The sequence below is a fragment of the Alistipes sp. An31A genome (genome assembly GCF_002159425.1).
GTDB lineage: Bacteria > Bacteroidota > Bacteroidia > Bacteroidales > Rikenellaceae > Alistipes > Alistipes excrementigallinarum.
The window spans coordinates 1-6,366 of sequence record NZ_NFIO01000021.1; the positions used below are offsets into that span (position 1 = coordinate 1).

Annotated in this window: 9 protein-coding genes; 6 read left to right on the plus strand and 3 right to left on the minus strand. The window is 56.7% G+C overall.

Annotated features, from left to right (window positions below; translation table 11 throughout):
• The coding region (locus B5F90_RS10620) for a site-specific integrase (RefSeq protein ID WP_162607789.1) at positions 1 to 655 on the plus strand (655 nt) is incomplete at its 5' end.
• An 85-nt stretch (positions 656 to 740) separates the two neighbouring features.
• Here the strand turns inward: B5F90_RS10620 and B5F90_RS11220 are convergent.
• From B5F90_RS11220 to B5F90_RS10640, 3 genes are read right to left on the minus strand one after another with little or no spacing between them, the layout of a single operon-like run.
• Positions 741 to 1,565, minus strand: coding sequence for a hypothetical protein (locus B5F90_RS11220; RefSeq protein WP_239307797.1), 825 nt, complete (start codon positions 1,563 to 1,565; stop codon positions 741 to 743).
• An 18-nt stretch (positions 1,566 to 1,583) separates the two neighbouring features.
• On the minus strand, positions 1,584 to 1,934 hold the full coding sequence (locus B5F90_RS10635; RefSeq protein WP_143256178.1) for a hypothetical protein: 351 nt from the start codon (positions 1,932 to 1,934) through the stop codon (positions 1,584 to 1,586).
• Positions 1,909 to 2,859, minus strand: a complete 951-nt coding sequence (locus B5F90_RS10640) for a WYL domain-containing protein (protein WP_087362779.1) — start codon at positions 2,857 to 2,859, stop codon at positions 1,909 to 1,911. The genes B5F90_RS10635 and B5F90_RS10640 overlap by 26 nt, the downstream gene beginning before the upstream one ends.
• 334 nt (positions 2,860 to 3,193) lie before the next feature.
• On the opposite strand from B5F90_RS10640, the gene B5F90_RS11255 reads away from it, so the two are divergent.
• The 5 genes from B5F90_RS11255 to B5F90_RS10660 all read left to right on the plus strand — a co-directional run bounded on the left by B5F90_RS11255 (position 3,194) and on the right by B5F90_RS10660 (position 6,102).
• Complete coding sequence (locus B5F90_RS11255) at positions 3,194 to 3,316, plus strand: hypothetical protein (RefSeq protein ID WP_262481252.1); 123 nt, start codon at positions 3,194 to 3,196, stop codon at positions 3,314 to 3,316.
• Positions 3,317 to 3,481: a helix-turn-helix domain-containing protein gene (locus B5F90_RS10645; protein ID WP_087362780.1), complete on the plus strand. Its 165-nt coding sequence runs from the start codon at positions 3,317 to 3,319 to the stop codon at positions 3,479 to 3,481.
• 2 nt (positions 3,482 to 3,483) lie between these two features.
• Positions 3,484 to 3,783, plus strand: a complete 300-nt coding sequence (locus tag B5F90_RS10650; protein ID WP_087362781.1) for a helix-turn-helix domain-containing protein — start codon at positions 3,484 to 3,486, stop codon at positions 3,781 to 3,783.
• 677 nt (positions 3,784 to 4,460) lie between these two features.
• Positions 4,461 to 4,817 carry a hypothetical protein gene (locus tag B5F90_RS10655; RefSeq protein WP_087362782.1) on the plus strand — a complete coding sequence of 119 codons (357 nt, stop codon included), beginning with the start codon at positions 4,461 to 4,463 and terminating at the stop codon, positions 4,815 to 4,817.
• A gap of 4 nt (positions 4,818 to 4,821) precedes the next feature.
• The gene (locus B5F90_RS10660; protein ID WP_087362783.1) at positions 4,822 to 6,102 is read left to right on the plus strand and encodes a relaxase/mobilization nuclease domain-containing protein; all 1,281 of its coding nucleotides are present in this window, start codon (positions 4,822 to 4,824) and stop codon (positions 6,100 to 6,102) included.
• Positions 6,103 to 6,366: the final 264 nt, after the last annotated feature.

Sequence of the window (6,366 nt, forward strand, 5' to 3'; positions counted from 1 at the left end):
GCTCTGCTGTTTGAAGAATTTCCTGCTCTATGCCGTCCGCAACGAATGGATCGAGAAGAATCCCTTCCGCTACTACAAGATGAAGATTGACAAGACGAACGTCAAGGTGCCGCTGACGAAAGCGGAACTGGATCTGCTGCTAAAGCGACCGATGCCCAACGAGAGGCTGTCCCGCATTCGGGATGTCTTCTGCTTCTGCGCGCTGACGGGACTGGCCTTCACGGATGTCGACCACCTGCGGCAGGAACACTTCACGACGGACGAGGAGGGGCAACTGTGGATCCATAAACCGCGGGAGAAGACTGCGGTGATGAGCCGCGTTCCAGTACTCCCGCAGGCGGCGGCCCTGCTAGAGAAGTACCGCGACGATGCCAACTGTCGGGCACGGGGCAAACTGCTGCCCGTCCCGTCGAATACGAAGATGAATGCCTACCTGAAGGAGATAGCGGATATTTGCCAGATTCACAAGCATCTGACCACGCACCTGGCGCGCCATACGTTTGCCACCCTGGCGATTGAATACGGGATGCCGATCGACATCATCGCCAAGATTCTGGGCCATACGAATACGAACATGACACGGCGCTATGCAAAGATCTCCGAGGCGAACATCAGCCGCGAGATGCGCCGCATCGGCAAGGTGCTGACGGCATAAACCGGCTGTTGAGTTGAAAAATGAAGACGTGGCGGCGAGGGGCCTATTGCAGATCCCCGCCGCCACTTTATTTAAGCAGGTTCTTTTATGATTTGAGATTGGCAAAGGGAAGCCGTCCCTCGTATTGACATTTGAATGCTGCGAGCAATGCGGTTTCCTCTTTGGGTGGATTGCCCGATGGCAGCGGCTTCCAACAGAACAGAAGGTCCTCCGCATCTTCAAGTTGCCAGATGTAGCGTCCGCCTTTGTGACCTCTCGGTTTTCCTGCCCCGAACTGCAAATATTGTCGCAGACGGCTCCGCAGGGTCGCTTGGCTGTGCTCGTCTCCGGCCTTTCCGATATACAAGGCACAAGTCTCCTCCACCCAGTTCATGCGGAGCTTCTCAATCGGAACGTTGGGATCCGTCCCTTTATAATGCCCTCCACTTCCCGTTGCACGGAATTGCGGTCGGCTCCCGATCTTCCGAACGACCATGTAGACGCCCCGAATATCCGGAATCTGTGTTAAATCCGGCCTTAATGCGGCAACGGAGACAAATCCGGAGAAACCGTTGCGACGCAGGTTCTCGATATTCTTGAAGTCGAGATCAGAACAGTCCAGTTCATCCACTCTTTCATCCGTTTCGGCAACCTTGCTCGCCTCCTGTTCCCGTCCGCCGGGTTGGGTTGCAACTCCTGTCGTTCGGGGTGCTGTTGCGCCAGTAACCGTGATTTGGCCGGAACGAATCAGTCCATCGAGATCTGCAAGTTGGCAATTACGAATTCCCCAATCGGCCTGACCGTAAAATCCGATACGGCGCATCGCGTCACGAATCCGTTTCTGCTGTTCGCGCGTTGCATGCACTCTTTTCCTAATCAACTCCCGAAGTCGGTCGATCTCCGATTCCGTAAATTCACGTTTCCCTTTCATACGCTAAAACTCTGTTATTTAATCATGATAATATTCATATAATTCTTCATAGTAGTCTTCGTAGCAGTTGGCCGGGTCGTCGTACATCCGACCATCCGTCGGCCATGAGAATGTCTGCAACGATTTCCGCGGCCCTTCGTCCCGATAAAGAATCCACCGACGATCGTAATCCAACGCCTTGACATCGGTTGTCGGGCGCGAAGGATCGTAGTTCCGCCATGGATTCTCCCGCCGGGGAGACGCCTGTCGATTACGGTAGTAAAAGCCGAGGCAGGTCAGGCCGAACGCCACACCGACAATAACCGACACCCCCAGACAGCCAGCGAGCCGCCGTCCAGCCGGTTCATTCCAAAATCGCTCGTCGTTCATCTTCCGCAGGTTTGTTGCGCCCGGCGGCCCCGAGGCAGGTATCGTAGATGCGTTTTCGGAGTGAGGCGGGGCGTATGACCTCCAGCGAACGGCTGCGAGCCAACAGGGCCATGACAAAGTCGTTGGTAATACGTACGTGCAGGCGGATGGTCAGCGAGTCGGGCTTCTCTTCGAGAATCTCCTGCGTGGCATGCAGTGGCAAGGTCTTGATAAAGGCTCCATCCAGAGCATCGTATCGCAATACGACCTCTTCGACCGGATCGTTCAGGTTGTTCCAGATACCGAAACTCTCCCGAAACAGCGCCGGAATGTCGATCTGTTCATTACGAACGAAGCGCTCCCGATCCTTTACCTGCAGGTGCGAAATGCGATCCATGCCGAAGCAGCGCAACGAGTCGCCTTTGTCGTACTCGACGTATCCGATTAGATACCAGCGATGCTGGGACTCCTTCAGGTAGTGCGGTTTTACCTCCCGGTGTACGATCTTCCCTTCGTGTCGAAACAGTTGGTAGTCAAAAACGACAGGATGCCGTTCACGGATGGCTTCGAGCAACTCCGGGATATAGGGGATCTCGCGGCTGCGCCGGTGTTCCGGCAGTACGTACTGCCGGATGTCGCTGTCGGCATCAATGGCATTCAGAATCTCGAAATTCAGCAACAACTCGCCATAGTCTGCACCGCTCCTTATTTGTTCCGCAAGGTAATATCCGCGCAGTTTGTCATGTCGGATTGTGAGGCCGAACAACTCCTCGATGGTTTGAAAATCCCGTTGCAGGGTCCGCAGCGTGCATCCGGACGAGCTGGCGTATTGCGAATGCATCCGCTGGGTCACGTAATCCACCAGTTCGCCGGCAGGAACGTATCCTGCACCATGGAGTTTGCTGACGATGATCACCATGCGGCGTATTTGATCAACGAGTGTCATGGGTCGTACTCTTTTTCCACAAAGATAAAAGGGTTGCGTGACAAAATATGTCGCGATTGATTCTTTTTGAAGAATTGTTTGCACGATTTTGTCCACCCTCTCGACGCCAACCGACGCCAACCACTGCCACATCGCTTTGCGGGCGAAACTTTTGAAGGGCTGAACGCGTTATCCGAGTGCAAGCTTGCAGGAACAAAGATTCATAAACCGGGGGAAAGATGAAATGCCGTGCCTTTCGGATCCGGGATCACTGAATGTTCGGCGTCCCCATCCACACAGAGTGCAACCCATAAAGACGGGTTGCCGCATAGTCAAAACAAACAGAAAGAAGACCATGGAAAAGATCGTATGTATCGGGGAGCGGAGTTGGCAGCGGCTCCTCGAACGGGTGGAACACCTCTCCGCCCTTGCCCAACGTCTGGAACGCCGTTTGACGCCACCGCAGGACGACGGGTGATTGGACAGCGAAGAGGTGTGCCGGGCACTGAACATCACCAAACGCACGCTGCAGAGCTACCGGGACCGGGGAGCGATTCCCTGCTCGCGATTGGGCGGTAAATTCTACTACCGACGCCGGGACCTCGCTGCATGGCTCTCCCGCAAAACCGTTCAAACGCGATAGCCATGCCGCTGGATTATCTCAACGAAGCGAGCGACGAGATACAGCGCTTGTTCACACGACTGGACGGCGTGGAACGCACGCTGCGGAAGGCCTCCGAGGAGCGCCGCCCGATGATCGGCGAGGAACGTTACCTGACCGGCGAGGAGGTCTGCACACGCCTGCACCTTTCGCCGCGCACCTTGCAGACGCTGCGGGACCGGCGGCAGATTCCCTTCACGGTACTTGGCAACCGCCTGCTGCTCTATCCCGAATCGGGGATTCGGGCAGTCCTTGACCGCAACCTTCGGCCGGCTGCCGAGTAACAGACTAAACGAGCTCTCGAATCATCTGATCCGAGGGCTTTTTTCGTGCATATCCCTGCCGCCAGCCCACCTGCGCAACTACCAGCAAGAAAGCGCAATCGCGCCCTATGGTGAAACAAAGCGGCGGCGGGTGCCGTTATCCTCACAACAACGCAAAAATCACCGACCATGACAACGCCATTCATCCCTTCCACGGCTCCCCAATGAAGAGCCGACCATCTTCCATCGGTTGCCCATTGCCTCCGGTTGGACGACAACAAGCCCCGATTCGTTCGGGCTAAAAGCTGCACGCTCCCCATCCTTGCCGCGACATGAACCTCCTGCCGTTTGCCGGTACGGGAGCGCCTCCGCGCTGAAACCTTTGCGATCCCGGGATTCCGCACCGTTCGACTTCAGACGTCGAACGTGCTGCCGACTCCCGGGTCCGAAAACCGAAAGGAGCGAGGTTGTGTTCTCGTGGCACAAAAACCCCGCATCGGTTTTTTTGTTGCCACATCGAACCACCTCGCCCTGCGGGGCTGCCCCGCCCGGTCTGCTCCCGAGGGTCGCACACCGAACCATCCGCCGCTCGCCGGGCTCGCTGCGGATTCGGGGCACAGGACGTCGCGCCAGTCCGACGAAACACGCTACGCGAAACAATCCCCGATTGTTTGTTCCTCCATTAACGTCCCCGAGCCATGGAGGTAACGAAACCCAAGGGTGGACGCCCGCGGAAGAGCGCTGCGACCTTGCGCTCACGCACGGTACGTTTCCGCGTGAGCGAGGCGGAGTACCTTCGGATGCAACGCAAGGCAGCAGCCTGCAATCTGACCCTCTCGGAGTATGCCCGCCAGGCGGTCGTCTCGGGGCGGATTCTGCGGCGGATCGGTACCGAAGAGTTGCGCCTGGTCTCTGAATTGACGCGCGAGCGGAACAACCTGAACCAGCTGGCCTTCCTTCAGCATGCCTTCGGTATTGCCTCTCACGAGGAGAAGCTGCGGCGAATCCTCCGCTTCTACGACGAGGTGATCGGAAGGCTGAAACAAAAACTTTAAGACGATGATCGGCAAAATCGTTACCGGTAAATCCTTTGGCGGCGCGGTGCGCTACCTGCTCGGCAAGGAGCCGGGAAAGGCTTACATTCTGACGAGTGGCGGCGTGGAACTCTCCTCCCGGCAGGCGCTGATCGGCAGCTTCGAGTTCCAGCGCCGGGCCCGCCCCGATGTCGAACGGGTTGTCGGACATATCTCGCTGTCGTTCCACCCCGATGATGATCCGCGGATGTCGAACCAACTGATGCTCGACCTGGCGCGGGAGTATATGCAACGCATGGAGATTACCGGCACGCAGTACCTTGTTGTGCGCCACACCGATACGAAACATCCTCACCTGCATATCCTCTACAACCGGGTACGTTACGACACGACGCTGGTTCCGGACCGCAACGAACGCCTGCGCAACATGCGCATCTGCAGGGAGCTCAAGCAGGAGTACGGACTGACCTTTTCGCACGGTAAGGAGCAGGTTGCCACGGAACGGCTGCACGGTCCGGAACAACTGCGCCACCGTATTTACGACCACCTGCGGGAGGTGCTGCCCGAGTGTGCCACCTGGACGGCACTCGCAGAAGAACTGGCCAAACGACAGGTCGCCACGACCTTTGTTCATCGGGGCGGCGATCCGACGAAGGAGATCCAGGGCGTAACCTTCACCCTGGAGGGGCATACGTTCAAGGCTTCGCAGGTAGACCGTAAGTTCAGCTACGGCCGCCTGACGCAACGGATCGAACAGAATCGCCTCCGGCAGGCGATGATCGAGCGGGTCCGCAACTACACGGAGGAACAACGCCCGCAGATTACGACTATTCTGCAAAAGCTGGAGTCGGAGAAACAACGGCAACAGCAGCCAGAACCGCCGTGTCCTAAACTGTCGATTGCAGGCAAGCCCTTGACCAAGGAGCAGATCGAGATGCTCCGTGAGGGAGAGCCGATCTACGTGCGGGGAACGCAATCGGAGGGTTATGTGGTGATGGACGACCGGCTGCAGATGGCGTGGGTCTATCGGAGCAATCCGAGGGATTGGGTGGAGTATGGGAAATATACGATGCGACGCATGGACCGGGACCGGATCGAAGCGGGCTACGTGGTGCGGGCGCTGGTGAAATGGAGGGGAGGCACGACGGCACGGCCCTACCTGTGGAAGGAGAAGGAATCGGATACGACCTACCGGGAGAGTTGGGACAATCCCCGCGAACCACGCCCTTCACAGACCCAAAAGCAGCAGGACCGGCCACGCCGCTTTATCACCCCGAAGAAGAAATCGCGAGGGCCAAGTCGGTAACGAAATTTTGTCGAATGACTGTGTGCGCTAACTGGAATTAAAAGCCTATCTTTATAGGGCAATACCCCGATGAGCGTATGAAAGAGAAATCCGAGAATTACCGCCGCTTTTTTGCTGTCAAGAATGCTTGCCGGAAGATTGGACCGTCAAGCCCTCAATATAAATTAGGGACAGTCGTTTAATTCCGTCATTATGAGTCAATCGGCAGACTGTCCCGGTAATTTTTCCGATCGAACTCATCTTTTTATATTTTCGGCTCCGTTT